This is a genomic window from Candidatus Paceibacterota bacterium (assembly GCA_028716825.1).
In the GTDB taxonomy this organism is placed as follows: Bacteria; Patescibacteriota; Minisyncoccia; order Minisyncoccales.
In genome coordinates this window covers 1-17,176 of the sequence record JAQUPA010000016.1, presented here as the reverse complement: position 1 = coordinate 17,176, position 17,176 = coordinate 1, and the positions used below count along the sequence as shown (strand labels likewise).

The following is a 17,176-nucleotide window of genomic DNA, read 5'->3' as shown; positions in this document are numbered from 1 at the left end:
ATTAATTATTTCTTCAAGGAGCTTGTTAAAATTCATTTTCCCTTTACTTGGGCTTATAAAATATTCAAACATAAATTTTATTTTTCTTTATCTAGGGCCTTTTCAATTATTTTTCTCACCTCTTTTACATCAGGTTTTTTCTTTGGTGTTATATTCATTGGTTTTTTCTTGGAAATTTTTTTAAGAGAAATAGGCGTTATTTGTTCCATTGGAGTTAAACGTCCTTCTTTTTTTTCTCGAGAATAATCCTTCCTTTCTTTTTCGATAATTTTACCAGTTTCAAGGACTCCACTCCAGCGCGCTATTTTCTCTTCTATTTTTTCTCTCGGCGTTCCATACCTTTCTCGTGAAATTTTAATGATTTTATCCTTATAAGGAGATTCTGGTTTTTCAAAGGGCGGGAGTGTTATGGCTGAAAATGGACGAGAAGAAATACCATCAATCATTAATCTTAAATATATCTTATATTTTGGAAGGTTTACAAGGTCGCTTAAAGAAAACTCTGGTATAAATTCTTTTTCTAAGAAATCAGCATCACCTGCTCCTACTCTGAAACAAATCGTAGTTCCAATATTTCCAAAAACAGCATCTCTTACAGTTTCTTCCATTTGAGTAATATATTGATGTGCTAATGTAAGATTTAACCTATATTTTCTTGCTTCAGAAAGTACAGTAGCAAAAGCCTCTGTAGCAAAGTTTTGGAATTCATCGACATATAAAAAAAAGTCTTTTCTTTCTTCTTCGGGAGTGTCTACTCTAGACATTGCGGCGAGTTGAAGCTTAGTTATAAGAAGTGCTCCGAGTAATTTTGAAGGATCTTCTCCTATTCTTCCTTTTGATAAATTCATTATTAAAATTTTTCCCTCGTCCATTACTTTTCTCATGTTAAGTTTTGATTTAACCTGCCCTATTATATTTCTAATTAAGGGAGCTGATATGAATTGTCCCACCTTGTTCTGGATAGGGGATACTGCTTCTTCTCGGAATCTGTCGGGATATCTTGCAAATTCATTTACCCAGAAAGATTTTATCGTAGGATCCGTAACTTTCGCGACAATTTTTTCTCTGTAATCTTTATCTGCCAGTAGTCTATTGATTCCAAGAAGAGTACTGTCGGGTATTTCAAGTAAAGCCATTATTGAGTTGTTTAAAATATATTCCATTCTTGCAGACCAGACATCCGGCCATATTTTTTTAAATACCCCAAGAAGTCCAGCGGCTACAAGGTGTCTCCAGGAGAAATCAACTTTTTCCATTACATTAAAAGCAATTGGAAAATCTATGTCTGAAGGATCGATATAAACGACATCATTCACTCTTGATTTTGGTATAAAATTTAACAAATCTTCCGCGAATTCTCCATGAGGATCAACGACGCCAACACCCCTGCCTGCTTCTATGTCCTGGATTGCCATATTTTTAAGTACAGCTGTTTTTCCCACACCTGTTTTTCCGATCATATACATATGGCGACGTCTATCGTCGGTTTTTATCCCGAAAATTTTCTCGTGTTTATGATAAACTGCCTTACCAAAATAAATTATGTCTTTTTTCATTTAATTTTTAAGTAGGTAATTCCGGGGGATATCCACCTTTTTTAATTTCAACACGTGGCACTCCAATAGATGGAGCGATTTCCTTACTTGGAAAGTGGAAAATTGTAGCAAGCTCCGCCGTTGAGAAAACATAAGGGGGTCTGTGCCATGGCCACATACGATCTCTAAAATATCTATACATTTTTCTTTTTTTTGTAAAAAGTCTTCTTTTCTCAAAAAACCAAGGCATAACTTTTGGTTTTGTTTTGTCAGGAGCAAGACCGTTTAAATTGACAGTTGAAAATTGGCTGAAGAAACCAACAAGAGGAGCGACTCCTCTGGGAGGGGAAAAGATTTCTCTCTTTGCTAAATATAAAAAACGAATATTGGTTTCATAAAAATATTTACCGACGTTTTCTTCTATTGCCCTTAAAACTTCTGATTCTCCAGGGCTGAGTTTCATTAAACCAATGTCAAAGCTTGGGTCTTCTTCTCCTCCGGCCCTATCTGGAATTGGTTTTCCTTCAGCAATTACACTTACCATATCCATTGGTGCTTTTGACAACTGAAGGCTTTCTATAGCTCCCATTTCTTTTTTCTGAGATCTTTTCATTAGTTCATTAATAAATTTTTTACTTTCCTCTGGATAAGGACGAATTTCAGAATTAGCAGGTGAAATTTTTATCTGTATCCAGCACTCTTCTTCTTCTTCAAGTCCCGTAAAGTGCTCAAGAAGAGTTGACATTGGATCTATTTTTCTTTCTATTCTTGTTAATTCTGTTTCCCAATATTCATAAGTTCTTATTGGGTATACATCTGGCTTTAAGAGTCTTTGGTCCGTTGGCCAGATGTCGTATTTTTCATTCGGTAATTCCCCGAATTTTTTAACGTAGTCCTCAGCTTCTGTTATTTCCATATTTGGATATTCTGCGTATAGAGCGTATTCTACAAGAGATTTATGGGTTTTTGGTGTTCTTACGTAAAAATGTATTTCGCCCCTTCTGCCAACAACTTCCAAAGAATAATAAGCGTTCCATTTTCCATCTATCCAGTAGTCCCTAAAGTTTGCTGGAGGATCAAAAATTGGCCAAATAGCATGGAGAACGTTTTCCATCGCCTTTGGAGTCTTTTCTACCTCTGCTGGCATTTGTATCTCAAGCAAAACCCATTCTATTTGATCATAAAATTTTATATCTCTTAATGCCCAAAGATAAAGATATTTCGCTGGTTTATATAAGAAAATAGCTAACCAAAGCCACCAAAAAGAGAGGACGTTTCTTAAAATTTGAGGAAGATATAGAAGAAAATCAGTCATGACAAAAAGTGATGACAAGTGATAATTAGACTACTTTTATTTTACTAGAAATTACAAAACGTATCTACCCTTATTGTCCTTATTGAAATATTGGAGGTTTAATATAATTGTAGTTTCTTTAACTAATCTTCTTTTTTGAACCTCTTTTAATATTTCATTTTTCTCAAGCGATCCCCTTGCGTCTAAAATTTTTTCAATTATATCTCTTACTGTGCCGTCTTCATAGCCCCATTCTCTTAGAGCATAAATTCCTCTTCCCACAAGGACAAATTTTTCATTTTTAATTAATTCATTATGGAGAGTGTTTTTGTTAACGGGTCTTTGAAGATTTTCTTCAATTATTTTTGCAAGGTCCCCAAAGTGCATTGGGTTTCCTTCTTTCTTTAAAACAAGATAAGCTTCATCTCTAATTCCTTTTGGGGTAACTTCTGGCCAATAAGCGGGTCCGAATTCTCCAAAAGGATTTTCTTCGATTTTTTTTGTAACTTCAATATAGGAAGCAATATAATTTTTTGGTATTTTTATTTTTATTATTCCCGGAGCTTCTTTATAAGAAAGTTCTATTAATTCTTCTTTATTAAATAATCTTTTTTCTTTCTCCATCATTTTTACAAGATAGTCGCTTATAATTTTGGCATAGTCTGGTGCATTATCTTTTGTTTTCCAGAAAGAATAAAGATCCGGAGAATCTGGCTGGTAGAAAAAAGGATTACCAATCTTCAATAAAAAATAGAGATATGGTCTTTCTTCTGGTTTTGGAGTAAGTAAAATCTCAAGAATGTCTTCTTTTTTAAGTCCGCCATTTAAGTCAATAAAATTTTTTACCTTCAAAAACGGTTCTTTTAAGTTGGTGTATTTTTTTGATCTTTGAATTGCTTCAACTGCCTTATTTTCTATTTGCCTTACTCTTTCTCTCGTTATATTATAATTTTTACCTATCTTTTCCAACGTTTCTTTATTACCACCAAAGCCAATCCTTCTTGATAATACATCTTGGCTTCTTTCTGGCAGTTCTTTTAAGATGCCGTCTATAGTATTTTTGTATTTTTCAACATTTAACATAACTTTTGATTTCTTTAAAATAACTGAGCTATAGGAGTCATCTAGTCGTGTTATTGTTTTCTAAATTTAGCATTTTTTTTAAAACTTGTCAAATCATTCATAATTTGTTATATTTTTATCTGTAATGTCTTTTTTTAAAATCAATTTTCTTGGTGATATGGAGCTTACGCATTTCGGCCAAAGGCCGATCAGCCTCGGGCTGAAATTTTTCACGGAGTTTACCCCGTTTTACGGGGTTCAGAATTATGGAAACCGATTATTTCGTTATCCAGGGGAAAACACCTTTTGCTGGTGAGATTGAAGTAAGGGGATGTAAAAATGCTGCAACTCCAATAATTGCAGCCACACTTTTAACTTCAGAACCCTGTTATATTAAAAATTTACCCCTTGTAGAGGATATTTTTCGAATGTTAGAGCTTATAGAGACTCTTGGTGCAAAAGTAGATTGGGTATCTGAGAGAGAAGTAAAAATACAGGCAAAAGACGTTGATCCCGCAAAAGTAAGAGAGGATTTGGTTATGGCCCTTCGGTCTTCGGTTTTTCTTTTAGGACCTTTACTTTCAAGGTTTAAAAAAACAAGTATTCCAAAACCGGGTGGATGCGTAATAGGATCTCGCCCGATTGATGTTCATTTGGAAGCTTTTATGCAGCTTGGCGCTGGTGTTGAAACAGAAGGGGGTAAGTATACTCTTTTCGCAGAAAAACTAAATGCGGGCGAGGTAGTTTTGCAAGAATTTAGTGTTACCGCAACTGAAAATATTTTAATGACATCAGCTCTTTTGCCCGGCAAGACAATAATTAAGATCGCTGCGATAGAACCCCATGTGAAAGATCTTTGCGATGTTCTTTCAAAAATGGGGGCAAAAATCAAATGGCTTGAAGACCATAAAATAGAAATAACTGGACAAAAAAATTTAAGAGGTTTTTCTCATTCTGTAATTTATGATTCTGTAGAAGCTGGTTCTTTTCTTATAATGGCAGGACTTGTAAATAATCATAGGATTTTGAAGGGTAAAGATTTTGCAGGGAAAATAATAATAAAAAATGTGCCGCTTTGGACACTAGACCTTGTTGTTGAAAAACTTAAAGAATTTGGTATAAGGATTCAGAAGGTGAACGAGAAGAAAGGATTAAGTGATGTTGAAGTAGAATCCTCAAAAGAGTTATTGCCTGTTCCAAAAGTTCAGGTATTGCCATATCCTGGTATTCCAACTGATTTACAATGTGCTTTTGGGGTTCTGGCAACACAGGCACCAGGTGATACTTTAATTCATGATCCGTTATACGAGGGAAGATTGCGATATTTAAATGAACTTAACAGGATGGGCGCAGATATTGCAGTTTTGGACCCCCATAGAGCGATTGTAAGAGGGCAGGTTACCTTGAAAGGTACAAAAATGAAAAATTATGATTTGCGTTCAGGCGCAGCACTTTTGATAGCAGCTTTAATAGCAGAGGGTGAAAGTACAATCGATAATATATATCAAATTGACAGAGGATATGAAAAAATAGAAGAGAGGTTAAAGAAAGTAGGAGCTGATATAAAAAGAATAGAAATTAATAAAAAATAAAAATATTTTAATAAATTTATGGCGAAAATAGGCATTGATCTTGGAACTTGCAATTCAATTGTTTTCCTAAAAGGAAGGGGAATTGCGCTTTCTGAACCAACTGTTGTTGCTGTTTCTGTGGGAGAAAACAGAGTTTTAGCAGTTGGTAAAGAAGCAAAAGAAATGATTGGAAGGACCCCAGATTCAATAATTGCTTACAGGCCTCTTAAAGATGGAGTTATTGCTGACTTTAGAGTGACAGAAGCAATGTTAAGATATTTCATTAAAAAATCAAAAAGATCCCTTTTTAAAAAGCCAGAGATTTTAATTGGAATTCCAGCAGGTGCAACTTCTACCGAAAGAAGAGCAGTAATTGAAGCAGCTCTTAAAGCAGGATCAAAAAATGCTTATGTTGTAAAGGAGCCAGTACTTTCTGCAATCGGAGCTGGCATCCCAATAAACTCATCTTCTGGAAATATGATAATAGATATTGGCGGTGGTACTTCTGAGGTTGCTGTTATATCTTTAGGAGGTATTGTTGCCGCCTCGTCCGTAAGAGTAGGGGGAGATAAAATTGATTTTGCTATTGAGAAATATATTAAAGATAAATACGATCTTGCTATTGGTGAACAAACAGCTGAAAGAATAAAAGTTGAAATTGGATCTGCCCTACCTCTTGAAGAAGAAAAAAAGATACAAATTAAGGGCAGAAATTTGCTCTTGGGTCTTCCAAAAACAATAGAAGTTTCTTCCACTGAAATTTGTGATGCAATTCAAGGCGAGTTGGGCGAGATATTACAGGGTGTAAAAAATGTTTTAAAAGAAACTCCTCCTGAAATTTCAGCAGATATAATGGAAAAAGGGATGGTAATTGCGGGCGGAGGAGCTCTTTTACGAAAAGTTGATGATTATTTTACGTCTCATACAGGCGTTTCTTGTCAAATTGCAGAAGATCCTTTCTTCTGTGTGGCGAAAGGAACCGGCATAGTTCTTGAACATCTTGAAACCTACAAGAAGAGCATAATGACAAAAAAAAGATAAAAAAGTTCTGAAAATCCACTTTTAAGGTCAGGCTACACAAGCTTGACTTTTTTCTTTAAAAGTTGTATTATTTAATTAATAAACAGAGAACACATGGCAGAAGTTTTCAAAAAAATAAAAAAATTGATAATTCCCAGTAAAGAAAACAATTACAGGCCGTATTTTCTTTTGAGTAAATCATTATTAGTTTTGATAGTATTATTTGTTTTGCTTAAGTTTGTCTCTTTTTCTTTCCTTTGTTTTTTCCCGAATACTTCTTTTTTCTCCGCTGTTAGTAAATCAGTGCTTTTGAATTTAACCAATCAGAAAAGATCAAATAGCGGTGTTGCGATATTAAAAGAAAACAATAACCTTAACAGAGCAGCATATCTTAAGGCTCAAGATATGCTGAAATATGATTATTTTGCTCATACAAGTCCCTTAGGGAGGAGTCCTTGGTATTGGTTAGAAAAGAGTGGTTATAATTATAGATATGCAGGAGAAAACTTAGCCATAGACTTTATTGATTCAGGAGAACTTTTTCAGGCTTGGTATTCTTCTTCTGTGCATAGAGCGAATATAGTAAATCCCAGGTTTAAAGAAATTGGGATGGCGGTTTTGAAAGGAGATTTTAAGGGTAGAAGGACAACCGTTGTAGTTCAATATTTTGGGACGCAATTAAACATTCCTTCAACTTACGCCAAGACAATTACGACAAAGAAAACTCAAAAGACAATATCAAGAAAAATTTCCCAACCTCAAAAAACTTATACCCAAACACCAAGATATGTTTCAACACCAGGAGGTATGACGCTTTCCGATTATTATAGAAACAAAGGACAACACCTTCCTTCAATTCAGGAAAGAGCAAAGATGTATGAGGAATTTAATCTTGGAAAGGCTAGCTCTTATTATGGATTAAGTTGGCAAAATGCCCTTCTTTTAAATAAACTTTTAGAAATAGATAAAAGTAAGTCAGTAGTTAAGAAGTCCCAAGAAACACCCGTTACAAAGGAAAAGATTACGCCCACACCTACTTCAACGAAAGAAGCTGTTTCTTCTAAGCAGGAAATTACCCAAGAAGAAGTAATAACACCAAGTCCTACATTGACAAAAACACCAGAAGAAATTACAAAACCAGAAATAGCTCAAGAAGTAGAAAAAAAAGGTACATCTCTTGGAGTTAAAGCTATGAATTTTCTTGTTCGAAATTATAATTCTATAACAAGAACAATATTTCTTTCTGTCTTTGCACTTGTCTTTTTATCTTTTTGTCTAGATATTTTTATAAAAGTTAATATTCAACACGCAGATATAGTTTTAAGAGGAGTGCTTTATTCTTCCGTTCTTTTAGCCTTATTACTTCTAGATAAATCTATAATTTTAAAACTTTTACCTCATAGTTTAGGAGTTTTGTAAGAATTAATAGTTTAAATTGCGAAGAAATCATTTTTCATTTATAATTTAAGAATTGAATCTTAACTAGTTTTAGGTATATTACTTTATTTTTTATGTGGAAGAAACTGACCATTGCTATTTTTATTGTAGTTTTTCTTTCTCTTTTCTCTTCTTATTTTTATTCAAGAGCAATAGCTCAATCTATTGAATTAAAATATTTCCCGCCTTCGGCCGGAGATTCTTTTGAATATGGCAAGGTAGAGTTTATTTCGAAATATCCAATCGCGAAAGTTCATTTTTTTAGAAATCTTGATTTTAATCCAGAAATAAAAGGTGATTTTTATTTTTCTAAAGAATTTAATTATTTATTTAATATAAGTGGCTATAAAAAAATAATTTTTATTCCTGAGAAAATAGAAAGAGACAAATCATACAAAATAGATATTTTCAATAAAGAATTTATTTTTTCTCTCACTTCCCCAAAAACAAAAAAATTATTATTTAACAAAAAAGAAAAAAAAATAGAGATTGAATTTTTTGAACCAATAAATGAAGAATATTTTTTTAAAGAGTTCAAAATAACTCCTTCTGTTCATGGAAGATATTTTTTTTCTGATCATAATAAAAAAGTAACTTTCATACCAGAAATTATTAAAGAAGATAAAGATTATAAAGCTAAGATTTTTGATAAAGAGATTGTTTTTAAAATAGATCTTCCTAAAGTTAAGGATGTTTATTTCGACGAGGTAAAAAAACAAGTTGTAGCTACCATAACAAAACCTTCTTCAAAAGAAGAAATTTCTCAAAACTTTAAGATTTCTCCTTCTTTAAAAGTTGATTTTTCTTTAGACAATAAAAAGACGACGGTCGTAATTAAGCCAAAAAGTTTAAAGGAAGATCAAACTTATAAATTGAAGATATTTAATAAAAACCTTAGTTTTAAACTTGCTTCTGTAAGAGTTAAAAATATTTACTTTGACAAGAATAAACAACAAGTAGTTATAACTTTTACAAATCCAATAGAAAGATCAGAATTCCTTGAAAGTTTTAAGATAACCCCATCACTTGAAGGAGATTTTATTTTCGGTCCGGAAAAAAAGTGGGTAGTTTTTAAACCAAATAGTATTGAAAAAAATAAAACATATATAGTTACTATACTCGGAGCTCGCCTTACTTTTAGGTTATACTCTGTTTATTATATTTCTGGAAAATATATAGACATTAATCTTTCTTCTCAGTATTTAAGACTCTATCGATCGGGCAAGATTTTATCTACATATCCAATTTCGAGCGGCAGATATGGAATGGGAACGCCAACAGGAACTTTTAGTGTTTTGTCAAAAGAAAGCTTGCATTGGTCCCATAAATATTCTCTTTATATGCCATACTCTTTGAGATTTTATAATGGTTACTATATCCACGAACTTCCTTACTGGCCGGGAGGATATAGAGAAGGAGAAAGCCATCTTGGTATTCCTGTTTCCCATGGTTGTGTAAGACTTGGCATTGGGGCCGCAAGCAGGGTTTATTCCTTCGCGGACATTGGGACAAAAATTGTAATACATTGGTAATATTATTTTATGTTTGAGAAAATTTTTTTGATCACATTTATATTAATAATTTTTTTGGGAACAATTTTAATCGGTAATATTTATTATCCGAATTTATTGTCTTCTATACAAAGGAAAAATATTGAAGTAGTTGGCCGGGATGGTTTTGGAAATTCTTTACTTTTAAATTCTTTAGATGAACCAAAAGCTTCTTATATTCAAAGTAATGGAAATTTAGTTTTTGCAGAAAAAACAAACGGAATATGGAGAAAAGAGATTATAGTAAAAAATGGTCTTCCAGGGCCAAATATTAGCCTGGCAAGAGATAGAAATGACAATTATTACATTCTTTATTTTACAAAAGAAGGTTCTTTGAGTTTAGCAACAAAAGAAAAAAACAGCTGGAAAGTTGAAGAAATTTTTTATGACGCTTCATTATCTTGTAATTTAGCATTTGATAATAATGACATTCCTCACATAAGCTTTTGGTCTCCCCAAAATGGTCTTTTGTATGGCACAAAAGAAAATGGAAAATGGAAAATAGACATTATAGATTATGGCAAAGTTGGTTGGTGGAATGATCTTTTTTTAGATAAAAAAGATAATCCGCATATTTCTTATTTTGATTTTGAAAGAAAAAGTCTTTTGTATTTATATTTCAATGGTAATTATTGGAAAAAAGAAACCGTTGATTTTGGAGAAGATGTTGGTCGTTACAACTCTATTTATTTAGAGAGAGGGGATGTTCCTATTATAAGCTATTTCGATGCCAAAGAGGGTATTTTGAAAGTTGCCAAAAAAAGCTATGGTGGATGGATTTTAGAAAAAGTTGATAGCGAAGGAATAGTGGGGGAAGAGACAAACATAACAGGAAAAGATCAAAATTTTATAATTTCGTATGTCGGCCTTTCTGATAATAGTTTTAGAATTGCCGAGAAAGTTAACGACAAATGGCATGTTTCAATTATTGATAAAAAAGATGATTTTACTGCAAAAAATATAAAAGGAGAAATTGGCGGCAGCAATTCTGTTTTTCTTGATAGGAGCGGTAAACTTCATCTTTTATGGCAAGATCTATTAAATGATAAATTAAAATATATTAAAAGATAGCATTTTTCTTCTTGCTGTTTTCTAAAAAAAATATTAAAATACTTTTTAGATATGAATGAATATTCTAAAATTATATATATTGATCCTCCGGATGATTTGTTGGCCGTGAAAGACAAAATAGAAAAAACCGAAAAGAAAAAAGTGATTTTGGTTTTGCCAGAAGAGAATAAAAACTTAAAAAACATAGAAAAACTTACTATTTTAAAGAAAGAAGCCCAGAGACAAGAGAAGGATTTGAGTATTTTCTCTACAGACTCCCAATACAGAAAATTAGCTGAAGATTGTGGAATTAGAATAGAATATAGTTTAGTGGGTGGTTCTTTTTTAAATAAGGGTGGTGAAGTTTCTTTCAGGCCATCTGTGAATGATATTCGTCCTCAGAGCGAAATGAATAACGAGCAAAGAGGCATAGAAGAAAATTTAGAAGAAGAAGATCAGAATAAAATTATTGAGGAAAAAAAGGAGCCAAAAGAGTTGTCAGAAAAACTAGAAGAAAAAGAAAAAAAGGAACCAAAACCCAAGCAAGATAAAAAAGAATCTACTTTAAAAAGGAGATTAAGTGGAGTTACTATATTTTATATTTTTATTCTTATTGCGATATTGGGAAGTATTATTTTCGCTTTGGTTTGGCTACCAAAAGCAGATGTTACTATAATTCCCACAAGCGAGGAAGTAGATTTTTCCGGGGTTTTTGAAGTTAAGAAAGATGAACAATTTAGTCTCAAAAATAAAGTCATCCCAGGAACTTTATTAGGAAAAGAAAAAGATATTAAAAAGACTTTTATAAGTTCAAAAGAAGAAGAAGTCACAAAAAAAGCCGAAGGAGAAGTTACGCTTTATAATAAAGATACGTCTTCTTACCGATTTATCTCCGGGACTCGCTTTCAAACAAAAGATGGAAAAATTTTTAAGTCGAAAGACCGAATTTCGGTTCCTGCTGGTAGTGTTTCAAATCCTAGCGAAGTTAAAGTTGAAGTAGTCGCAGAGAAAGCAGGCAAAGAATATAACATAGAAGCAACTTCTTTTACCCTGCCAGGACTTAAAGGTGATTCCCTTTATGATAAAGTTTCTGCAAAATCCATAGAGTCTATGGAGGGAGGAATTATTGGTAAGGCAAAAATTGTTGCGGAAGAAGATATTAAAAACGCTGAAAGATTAATGAAAGTCTTCCAAGAAGAAGAGATTAAAAAACTAATCAAAGAAATAACAGGAGAATCAGTGGATGAATCCAATTTTTGGAGAAATATAGCCATTATTGAAAAAGAAGAAATTGTTTTTAATAAAGAAACTGGAGATATAGCAGATAGGTTTGAGGGTATTACAAAAATCACAGTAAAAATTTTAAATTTTAAAAAAGAAGATGTTCAAAAAATAATTTCTGAGATTGTTTCTGAGAAAGTAAAAGACGGAATTCGATTTAAAGAGATATTAAAAACCCAGAAAATTGAATATGAGCTTTTGGGAAGCGGCGATAAGAAAAAAAATTTAGAAGTTAGTTTTCAAGGCGTCGAGAAAGTTGCCTGGGAGATTAATGAGTCAGAAGTAAAAAAATCAATAATTGGAAAAAATCCGTCAGAGTTTCAGAAATATTTTAAAGAAGAAATGGGGGATCAGATTAAAAATTCAAAAGTTTCTCTTTGGCCATTTTGGGTTAGTAAAGTTCCAACTTTTGAGGAAAGAATAAATTTTATTATTAAATACGAATAATTTTTTGAACTATAATTCAATTTTTTTTATTTCTTTGGTTGATTTTTTTTAGAAAAATGCTATAATTTTGCCGTGAGAGTAAAGGTAGTAGTCGCCCTGTTAAATAATAATTCTTTAGAATTTAATTTAATAGGGAGGAAAGTCCGAACACCCCTTTAATATTTTAAAGGAAGTAAGTACTCCGTAACGCAGAGCAGAAGAAATTCTAGGGAAAGTGCCACAGAGACTATACTATCCTAGTTCCCTAAAGGAACAGGAGAAAGGTGAAAAGTGTCCCGTAGACGGGACTCGGCTCTGGGAGACCAGAGTTCGTGGTAAACCCTACTTGGTGCAATTCGAAAAGGAGCTTGAGCCTTATGGTAACATAAGGCCCAGATAAATGACTACATTTCGACTAAACGTCGGATAACAGAATTCGGCTTACAATTTACTCTCACAAAAAAAATCCGGCTTTCCGGATTTTTTTTGTGAGTTTCTACTTTCTAACTAAGAAGAAGTTATTTCAATTCCGTAAATTTTCCATTTATTACTTTCTTTTATGATTTTGTATTGGACGTGGGTTGTATTTCCATCTTCAGATATTAGTTCTCCCTTCAATATGATAATATTTCCCTCTTCTTTTCTTTCGGTAAAATCATAACTTTTATTTTTTTTAAAAGAAGGATGTTGTTCTATGAAGGTATTAAAAGTTTCAAGAGATGTTTCTTCTTTGAAATCCTTTGAAGTTATTTCATAAGCATTTTTAATTTTTCCTTCTTTTAATAAAGAAAGTTGTTCCTCGATAGCTTTGTCAGCTTGTATTGATTTAAACTTAAAAAAACCAAAAGTTGCTGCTCCCGCGACAATCAAAAGAAAGAACAAAACTTTCCATTTTTTTGATTTCTTTTCTTTTTTTGGTTTCTTTTCTTCTGGGTCTTCAGAGACCTCTATTCTTTTAATTTCTGGTTCAATCATATTTTGTAAAATAAATTATGAAAACAGAATAAAAGTTTAGCATAAATTTTTTTATTTTCAAGCTATTTGATTTTATTTAGTCTTGTTAATATAATTTAACCTTAGTAATTAATAAAAAAAATGAAGCTATCTTTTTTTGGTGCGACAAAAGTTGTAACAGGTTCTAATTTTCTTTTAGAAAGTCAAGGAAAAAAAATTTTAATTGATTGTGGTTTTTTTCAGGGCCCAAAAGTTTTAGAGCAAAAAAATAAAAAACCATTTCCATATGATCCTAGAAAAATAGATGCCGTTATTATAACCCATGCTCACTTTGATCATGTAGGAAGATTGCCTATTTTAATTCAGGGTGGCTTTAACGGAAAAATTTTTGCAACTCCTCCTACCATAGAGCTTTCAAAATTAGTATTAAAAGACTCTATGGAAATTCAAGAAGAAATCTTTTTTTCAAAAGAAGACATAAAAAAAACTTTTTCTCTTTTTGAAGCAGTGGAATATCATAAAGAAATAAATTTAGCAAAAGAAGACAAAAATAAATTTTCTTTTAAACTTCTTGATGCAGGACACATATTAGGATCTGCTATTATTGAAATTTTTACAGAAAAAAAGAAGATTGTTTTTAGCGGCGATCTTGGCAACCCGCCAACTCCACTTTTAAGGTCCACAGAATTTCCTTCTTCAGCTGATTATGTTGTTGTTGAATCGACATATGGAGACAGAGTTCATAAAGAATTTATAGAAAGAAAAAATAAATTAGAAGATATAATTGAAGATACTATAAGAAAAAAAGGAGTTTTAATGATTCCAGCATTTGCGATTGAAAGGACACAAGAAATTCTATATGAAATGAACGAACTTGTAGAGAATAGAAGAATTCCAAGAGTTCCAGTTTTTGTTGACAGCCCGCTTGCGATCCAGTCCATTAATGTTTACAAAAAATATAAAAAATATTACAACAAAGAAGCGTCATATCTCCTAAGGACGGGAGATAAAATTTTTGATTTTAAGGGCCTGACTTTTACAAGAAAAGTAGAAGATTCGAAAAAAATTAACGATGTTGATCTGCCAAAAATAATTATCGCAGGTTCTGGCATGTCAACAGGAGGAAGAATTTTACACCATGAAAGGAGATACCTGCCTGGTTCTAAAAATTGTCTTTTGTTAATTTCCTATCAAGTAGCAGGAACGTTGGGTAGAAAAATTCAAGAAGGCACAAAGGAAGTTCAAATTTTTAGTGAGAGAGTACCAGTCCTTGCAGATATAAAGGCAATTGAAGGTTATTCTGCTCATCCAGATAAAGACGGACTTTTCCGTTGGTTATACAGTATTAAAAGTAGCGCTCAACTAAAAGAGGAAAACCTTTTAAAGAAAATATTTGTTGTGCATGGCGAAGAAAATCCTTCATTATCTTTGGCATGCTCTATAAGAGATAAATTAGGAATTGAAACTGAGGTTCCAGATTACGGATCAAGTTACAGAATTTAAAATTATTATTAACTTTTTTCTCCCGCCAGAGCCGGCATAGCTCAGTTGGTAGAGCAACTCTTTCGTAAAGAGTAGGTCGTCCGTTCGAATCGGACTGTCGGCTCTAGCTGGAGAAACTTTAAGTAAAAATAAGACATTTGTCGCTAAATTTGTAATTTGACTAACGAGTGGAAATTTGATAGAAATAATCCGAAGACAAGCCAAATAATTTTTATGATTAACGAGGAAAAAATTGAGAATCTTGATAAAGAAATCCTGCAGTTGCAGGACCATCTTTGAAGAGGGAATATTTAAAAATTTTAAAAAAGAGATAAAAGACTTACAAGAATTTCAAGACTTAGCAAAGGATGATAAAAATATTAAAAGGGAGTTAGATAAAAAAATTGCTTTTTTAGAGGATGCAATAAAAAGCGAGAAAACAAAGCAGAAATTTAAAGGAAAATACGATAAAAATAATACTTTCCTCTCGATTTATGCAGGGACCGGCGGAAGGGACGCTGAGGACTGGGTTGCTATTCTTTACAGAATGTACCAAAAGTACTTAGAAAAAAAAGGATTTCAATTAAAAGAAATTGGAAGACAAATAGGAGAGGGTGGTATAAAATCTGTAACCATAGAAATTTGTGGAGACTATGCTTTTGGTATTTTAAAAGGAGAAAACGGCGTTCATAGGCTTGTTAGAATTTCTCCATTTTCTGCAAAGAAACTTCGACACACTTCCTTTGCTTTAGTTGAAGTTCTGCCGAAAATTAAAGAAAGCGATGTTGAAATTAAAAAAGAGGACTTAAAAATAGATACTTTCAGGGCCTCTGGCGCTGGGGGTCAATACGTTAACAGGAGAGAAAGTGCAGTTAGGGTAACTCACATACCAAGTGGAATTTCAGTTTCTTGTCAGTCAGAAAGGTTACAGGGCGAGAACAAAAAAACTGCACTCTCGGTTTTACAATCAAAATTATTTCAGATTAAAGAAAAAAAAGAAAAATCAATCGCCACAGAAGAAAGAGGCAAAATAAAAGAAGCAAAATGGGGAAGCCAGATACGAAGTTATGTTTTTCAGCCATATCAGATGGTGAAAGATCATAGGACCAGGGTTAAGACATCAAAAATAAAAGAAATTTTAGACGGCGATATCAATGAATTTATTGAAGCTGAATTAAATTATAAATAATAAAACATGATTTATTTTGATAATGTAACAAAAACTTTCTCGAACAATTGTGTTGCGCTAAATAATGTAAGTTTTGGAATTTCAAAAGGGGAGTTTATCTCTCTTGTGGGAAAATCAGGAGCAGGAAAAACCACTCTTATGAATCTTCTTTTGGCATATGACAAACCCACTAAAGGAAATATTGTTTTTGAAGATATTAGCGTTCCCAAAATAAAACACTCAAAACTTCCTTTTCATAGAAGAAAAATCGGTGTTGTGCATCAGGATTTTAAGTTGCTTGATAGAAAGACTGTTTTTGAAAACGTAGCTTTTGCGCTTGAAATTTCTGGGAAAAGCGATGGGGAGATTAAAAGAACCGTTCCTCAGGCTTTAGATCTTGTCGGGATTTTAGATAAAGCAGAAAATTTTCCAGAACAACTTTCTGCGGGTGAACAACAAAGAACTGCTATTGCAAGAGCTATTATTATTCAGCCAAAATTTATTGTTGCGGACGAGCCAACTGGTAACCTTGATGTTTACAATGCAAGAGAAATAATTAATCTTTTTAAAAAGATTAACCAGCTTGGTACTGGTGTTATTTTAGCAACTCACAACAGAGAAGTTGTAAATATGATGCAAAGGAGGGTTATTGTGCTTGAGAAGGGCAAACTTATAAGAGATGAACAGACAGGTCGTTATTGTTTATAGATTGACATTTTTGCAATTTTAATATTTAATAATTATAAGATATATGCTTACAAATTTTGTTAGAATTCTAAAATTTGGCTGGCAGGCGCTTACAAGAAATATCGGAATTTCTATAGGTACTATTTTTATAATGTTCACAGTGCTTTTCTTGGTTGGGGGAGTTTTGCTTTTAAATTCAATGAGCAAAACCCTTGTTTCTTCGCTTGAAGATAAGGTGGACGTAAGTGTTTATTTTAAATTAAATGCTAACGAAAATGCCATTTTGACACTAGAGCAAAGATTGGAAAAGTTTCCCGAAGTAGAAGAAGTTGAATATGTTTCAAAAGAAATGGCCATTCAAAGGTTTAAAGAAACTCACAAAGACAACGATCTTTTAATGGAAAGTCTTGACGAGATAGGATCAAATCCTTTACCAGCTTCTTTAAATGTTCGTGCAGAGACCACAGACGCTTATGCAAAACTCGCAAATTTTCTTGAAAAAGGAGAATATAAAAGTTTAATTGAGAAAGTTAACTGGAGAGAAAATAAATCGATAATTTCAAAACTATTTTCCATATCTGCTGCAGTGCAAAATGGCGGGTTATTAGCGGGTTTTATTTTAGTTTTTGTGGCAATGGTTGTGACATTTAATACTATTA

General features: G+C 32.6%; 14 protein-coding genes, 1 tRNA gene and 1 other RNA gene. 12 read left to right on the top strand and 4 right to left on the bottom strand.

From position 1 onward, the window contains the following. Nucleotides 1-77: 77 nt before the first annotated feature. From PHI88_03135 to PHI88_03125, 3 genes are read right to left on the bottom strand one after another with little or no spacing between them, the layout of a single operon-like run. Nucleotides 78-1,556, bottom strand: a complete 1,479-nt coding sequence (locus PHI88_03135) for a type IV secretion system DNA-binding domain-containing protein (GenBank protein MDD5552121.1) — start codon at nucleotides 1,554-1,556, stop codon at nucleotides 78-80. Nucleotides 1,557-1,563: 7 nt separating this feature from the next. Then, nucleotides 1,564-2,868: a hypothetical protein gene (locus PHI88_03130; GenBank protein MDD5552120.1), complete on the bottom strand. Its 1,305-nt coding sequence runs from the start codon at nucleotides 2,866-2,868 to the stop codon at nucleotides 1,564-1,566. A 33-nt stretch (nucleotides 2,869-2,901) separates the two neighbouring features. Continuing rightward, nucleotides 2,902-3,912 carry a sigma factor-like helix-turn-helix DNA-binding protein gene (locus PHI88_03125; GenBank protein MDD5552119.1) on the bottom strand — a complete coding sequence of 337 codons (1,011 nt, stop codon included), beginning with the start codon at nucleotides 3,910-3,912 and terminating at the stop codon, nucleotides 2,902-2,904. Nucleotides 3,913-4,157: 245 nt separating this feature from the next. Here PHI88_03125 and murA point away from each other — a divergent pair, with 245 nt between their 5' ends. The 7 genes from murA to rnpB all read left to right on the top strand — a co-directional run bounded on the left by murA (nucleotide 4,158) and on the right by rnpB (nucleotide 12,686). Beyond that, a complete protein-coding gene (gene murA / locus PHI88_03120; GenBank protein ID MDD5552118.1) occupies nucleotides 4,158-5,483 on the top strand; it encodes a UDP-N-acetylglucosamine 1-carboxyvinyltransferase in 1,326 nt (441 codons plus the stop codon). Between the two features lie 18 nt (nucleotides 5,484-5,501). After that, nucleotides 5,502-6,503 carry a rod shape-determining protein gene (locus PHI88_03115; protein MDD5552117.1) on the top strand — a complete coding sequence of 334 codons (1,002 nt, stop codon included), beginning with the start codon at nucleotides 5,502-5,504 and terminating at the stop codon, nucleotides 6,501-6,503. A 93-nt stretch (nucleotides 6,504-6,596) separates the two neighbouring features. Further along, nucleotides 6,597-7,901, top strand: coding sequence for a CAP domain-containing protein (locus tag PHI88_03110; protein ID MDD5552116.1), 1,305 nt, complete (start codon nucleotides 6,597-6,599; stop codon nucleotides 7,899-7,901). A 92-nt stretch (nucleotides 7,902-7,993) separates the two neighbouring features. After that, nucleotides 7,994-9,451 carry a L,D-transpeptidase gene (locus PHI88_03105; GenBank protein ID MDD5552115.1) on the top strand — a complete coding sequence of 486 codons (1,458 nt, stop codon included), beginning with the start codon at nucleotides 7,994-7,996 and terminating at the stop codon, nucleotides 9,449-9,451. Between the two features lie 9 nt (nucleotides 9,452-9,460). After that, nucleotides 9,461-10,540 (top strand): hypothetical protein, encoded by a 1,080-nt coding sequence (locus PHI88_03100; protein MDD5552114.1) that lies wholly within the window; start codon nucleotides 9,461-9,463, stop codon nucleotides 10,538-10,540. 51 nt (nucleotides 10,541-10,591) lie between these two features. Further along, on the top strand, nucleotides 10,592-12,247 hold the full coding sequence (locus tag PHI88_03095; GenBank protein MDD5552113.1) for a hypothetical protein: 1,656 nt from the start codon (nucleotides 10,592-10,594) through the stop codon (nucleotides 12,245-12,247). Nucleotides 12,248-12,321: 74 nt separating this feature from the next. Next, nucleotides 12,322-12,686: RNase P RNA component class A (gene rnpB, locus PHI88_03090), an RNA gene on the top strand. A gap of 47 nt (nucleotides 12,687-12,733) precedes the next feature. Here the strand turns inward: rnpB and PHI88_03085 are convergent. Beyond that, nucleotides 12,734-13,201 carry a DUF4864 domain-containing protein gene (locus PHI88_03085; GenBank protein MDD5552112.1) on the bottom strand — a complete coding sequence of 156 codons (468 nt, stop codon included), beginning with the start codon at nucleotides 13,199-13,201 and terminating at the stop codon, nucleotides 12,734-12,736. Nucleotides 13,202-13,321: 120 nt separating this feature from the next. Here PHI88_03085 and PHI88_03080 point away from each other — a divergent pair, with 120 nt between their 5' ends. The 5 genes from PHI88_03080 to PHI88_03060 all read left to right on the top strand — a co-directional run. Next, nucleotides 13,322-14,683: an MBL fold metallo-hydrolase gene (locus tag PHI88_03080; protein MDD5552111.1), complete on the top strand. Its 1,362-nt coding sequence runs from the start codon at nucleotides 13,322-13,324 to the stop codon at nucleotides 14,681-14,683. Nucleotides 14,684-14,713: 30 nt separating this feature from the next. Beyond that, nucleotides 14,714-14,786, top strand: a tRNA-Thr gene (locus PHI88_03075). Nucleotides 14,787-14,924: 138 nt separating this feature from the next. Next, nucleotides 14,925-15,851, top strand: coding sequence for a peptide chain release factor 2 (gene prfB / locus PHI88_03070; GenBank protein ID MDD5552110.1), 927 nt, complete (start codon nucleotides 14,925-14,927; stop codon nucleotides 15,849-15,851). Nucleotides 15,852-15,857: 6 nt separating this feature from the next. Next, complete coding sequence (gene ftsE, locus PHI88_03065; GenBank protein MDD5552109.1) at nucleotides 15,858-16,538, top strand: cell division ATP-binding protein FtsE; 681 nt, start codon at nucleotides 15,858-15,860, stop codon at nucleotides 16,536-16,538. A gap of 43 nt (nucleotides 16,539-16,581) precedes the next feature. Further along, nucleotides 16,582-17,176, top strand: a 595-nt coding sequence (locus PHI88_03060; protein MDD5552108.1) for a permease-like cell division protein FtsX, incomplete at its 3' end; no start/stop codon positions are given.